At 60.6% G+C, this 3581-nt stretch carries 3 protein-coding genes and 1 pseudogene; 1 reads left to right on the forward strand and 3 read right to left on the reverse strand.

Annotated features, from left to right (window positions below; all coding sequences use genetic code 11):
- The 3 genes and pseudogenes from WB528_RS23440 to WB528_RS23450 all read right to left on the reverse strand — a co-directional run.
- Window positions 1-970 (reverse strand): annotated as a pseudogene (locus tag WB528_RS23440) (Bug family tripartite tricarboxylate transporter substrate binding protein); the annotation flags it as partial.
- A 95-nt stretch (window positions 971-1065) separates the two neighbouring features.
- A complete protein-coding gene (locus WB528_RS23445) occupies window positions 1066-2166 on the reverse strand; it encodes an aryl-sulfate sulfotransferase (protein ID WP_423891163.1) in 1101 nt (366 codons plus the stop codon).
- A gap of 34 nt (window positions 2167-2200) precedes the next feature.
- Complete coding sequence (locus WB528_RS23450) at window positions 2201-3172, reverse strand: tripartite tricarboxylate transporter substrate binding protein (RefSeq protein ID WP_423891165.1); 972 nt, start codon at window positions 3170-3172, stop codon at window positions 2201-2203.
- A gap of 145 nt (window positions 3173-3317) precedes the next feature.
- On the opposite strand from WB528_RS23450, the gene WB528_RS23455 reads away from it, so the two are divergent.
- The coding region (locus WB528_RS23455) for a LysR family transcriptional regulator (RefSeq protein ID WP_423891167.1) at window positions 3318-3581 on the forward strand (264 nt) is incomplete at its 3' end.

Raw genomic sequence — 3581 nt, forward strand, 5'->3', positions numbered from 1 at the left:
TTGATGCCGGCAATTTTGATCACCTTGGCCCATTTCTCGGTTTCGTCGGCGATCAGCTTTCCAAATTCAGCCGACGATCCCGGCAGCGCCACGCCGCCGAGGTCAGCGAGACGAGCCTTCATCTTAGGGTCGTCGAGAGCCGCGTTGATCTCCTTGTTGAGCTTGTCGACTATCTCGGCCGGCGTCGCTTTCGGTGCGCCGACGGCCCACCAGATGCTCGCTTCGTAGCCCGGCACAAACTCACTGACAGTCGGCAGGTCGGGTAATGCTTTCGAGCGCGTTGCGCTGGTTATTGCCAGCGGACGTACCTTGCCGGCCCTGATGTAGCCGATCGAACTGGGGATGGGGTCGAAATAGACCTGGACCTGTCCGGCGAGCAGGGCAGTAACCGCAGGCGCCGCCCCGCGATAGGGCACGTTCACCAAGTTCACCCCGGTCATTATCTTGAACAGCTCGCCGAAGACATGGGAGGGAACTCCGATCCCACTCGACGCCATGTTGAGTTTGCCGGGATTGGCCTTGGCATAGGCGATAAACTCTGGAACCGTCTTGGCAGGAACCGACGGATTAATCTCCAAGACACTGGGCGCACGGACAATGCCCGCGACCGGCGCGATGTCGCGAATGAGATTGAAATTGAGCTTGTCGTATAGCGTCGCGTTGAACGCACCTGCCGTGTCGAGCAGAAGGAGCGTGTACCCATCGGCAGGCGCGCGCACGACCGCCTCGGTGGCGATATTGGTGGGGCGCCCGGCCGGTTCTCGATGATGAACGGCTGGCCGAGCCGTTCTGACAGCCATTGGCCCATCAGGCGGGCGACGAGGTCATTCGGACCGCCGGGAGGATAACCGACAATGATGCGCACCGGCCGCGTCGGATAGGCTTGCGCCAGTACCATGCGAGGCAGAGCCGGCAGCGCGGCAGCGCCCGCGGCCAGACGCAGAAATTGCCTACGGTGGGGAAGTTTCATCCAATGTCTCCCGAGATAATGAGCCGAGCGCCGGCATTCATGTTTAGTTTTCCAATTCTTTCCGTCCGTCGTCTGAGCAAAATAGCTCACTGGCCTTACGAAGCGTGTCTGGTCGCTCTCGCCCGCGCGATCTCTTCCGCGCTGTACCGATAGGCGCGGAACACGCGATTGTTAGTCGGAGCGCCGCCGAAATAGGGATTGACGTATTCCCAGACGAGATCGCAGGCGGCCGTGACCTCAAACAGGCGTCCGAAGTCGCCTTCGCAAATGAGTGTGTTGCCGTTCGGCAGGCGCTGAGCGTTCGAGATTCGAGGACTGAAAAAGTCGCTCTCGCGTCGTTCACGATATTGCCAAGCGATCTTTCTGGTCTTGGGCTCGACCTCGATCACCCGCGAGAACGGCATTGGATGGTCGAGCCGGTGCGGTCCGTTGTCGAAAATCAGCAAATTGCCGTTGGGTAGCGGCGTCGGCGCATGTTGGCCGCATAGCGGCGGCGCGCCGAGCTTCCAGACGATGACGCCAGTCCGACGCTCGACAACGACCACAGTGGAGATCGTCCGAAAGCTCACGACGATGTCGCCGTTCGGCAGTTCGGCGAGTCCATTACCATTGCTCCAAGCGTCGCGCAGCTCCTGAATCGCGGTTATCCGGTCGGTTTCCGGATCTAGTTGCTCCCAGAGGCGGTATTCCCGGACCAACCGCCCGTCGGTCGTCATCTCCACCAAATGGTCGCCGTACATGTCGCCCTTGTGCTCGCTACCTGGCATGCCACCCTTTACTTTTGCGACCAGTTCGCGTGGCAGCTTGGCAAGGGTGAGCAGCATCACATTGCCGTTTCGCAGCAAAATTCCGTCGTGGTGATGATCGGGATGGCGCATCTCCCAGAGCACGCGACCGCTCCAATCCGTCTCTAACACCGCACCAACCTTGTAGGGTTTGTCGGAAAGAAAATTGTGTGGCTCACCGGGGGTCTTGCCATTGTAAAACAGCGTGCCGCGTTCGGTCAGGCGAGCGTACTGAGCCGGGTACGGCATGCGCCAGGTGTGAAGGGGCGTGCCGTCGAGATCGATGAGATAGACTGTCGGGTCGGCGCTCTGATACGGCGCGAACAGCGTATATCCCGGGCAGGCGCGTTCGCGATCGAAAGCGCGCAGACCGGTCCCCGCGCGCTTGAGCTTTGTTTGCTCCGCCGGCATGGTTTTGGATGCGTTGGCGTGATCGACGCGCAGCTCAATCTGCTTGCAGCTTGATGCCGGCCATTTTGACCAGAGCTGCGTTGGCGGCGACTTCCTTTGCGACAAAGGCTGCGAACTGATCCGCCGTCATGGTCATCGGATCGACGGCCAAACGGGCAAGCTTGTCCTTGACGTCACCTGTTTGTTCAGCCCTGAGGGTCTGGTCGTGAAGCTTGTCGACGATAGCACGCGGAGTCTGCGCCGGAGCGAACATGCCAAACCAGATTGGGAATTCAGCATTGGCAAGGCCCACTTCCGATGTGGTCGGCACGTTTGGCAGAGCTGCGGATCGCCGGTAACCGTTCACGACCAGGGGGACTAGCTTCCCATCGCGTATTTGCGGCAGCACCAGGCCGAGAGGCCCGAAGAAGAAGTCGACTCGCCCGGCCATCACTTCGGTCATGGCCTGCGGGCCACCTCGGAACGGCACGTGAACGGCATTAATTCCGGTGCTGGCGCGAAAGCGTTCGGCACTCAGGTGAGTGGCAGTGCCGACCCCGACAGACGCGAAAGTCAGCGAGTTCGGCTTTGCCTTGCCGGCGGCAATGAGATCGCCAACGGTCTTGAAACCCTTGCTCGCCGAAACGACCAGGACGAGCGGAGAAATTCCGAGAGGAGCAACCGCAGCAAAATCGCGTGCCGGATCATAGCTCAGGCTGGGGTAGAGCGCCGGCGCGATGGTGTGCGCGTTGGAATGTATCAGAAGCGTGTAACCGTCTGCCGGCGATTTCGCCACAAACGCCGCGCCAATCGTACCGCCAGCGCCGGTTCGATTCTCCACGATGATGGGTTGGCCAAGCTGCGATGCCAAGCGATCCAATACTAGGCGTGCGATCGTGTCGGCGAGGCTGCCTGCGCCAACCGGAACGACCGCCACCAGTGGTTTCGCCGGCCAAGTCTGCGCATGCGCGTGGTTTCCGACTGCTAAGGCAAGAGTCGCCAGCAGCAGAGCCAAGATCAATTTCATCGCGTGCTCCTTCATCCTGACCTGCGGCGCCCGACCACGATCAAGCCGGCCGCAATGCTGCGGGCCCATCCAATAGCTTTATCAAGCCCACTGAGCTATTATAATGCTTCATCATTATCGTTACTCTGTGGGTATTAGCTTGGACGTGAGGCAGCTTCGATATGTCATCGCGGTCGCGGAGGAACGCAACATCACGCGGGCCGCGGAGCGCCTTGACATGCAGCCGCCGCCGCTCAGTAGACAGATCAATGAGATCGAGCGCGAACTCGATGTGCAGCTGTTCCGCCGCAAAGCGCGCGGTGTCGAACTGACCGATGCGGGCCGCGTCTTTGTCGACAACGCCCGCAGCGTCCTTGCGCAACTCGATCAGACGTTTGACGCGACCCGGCGCACTGGGCGCGGCGAGCAG

The organism is Bradyrhizobium sp. (assembly GCF_049586575.1).
GTDB lineage: Bacteria > Pseudomonadota > Alphaproteobacteria > Rhizobiales > Xanthobacteraceae > Bradyrhizobium.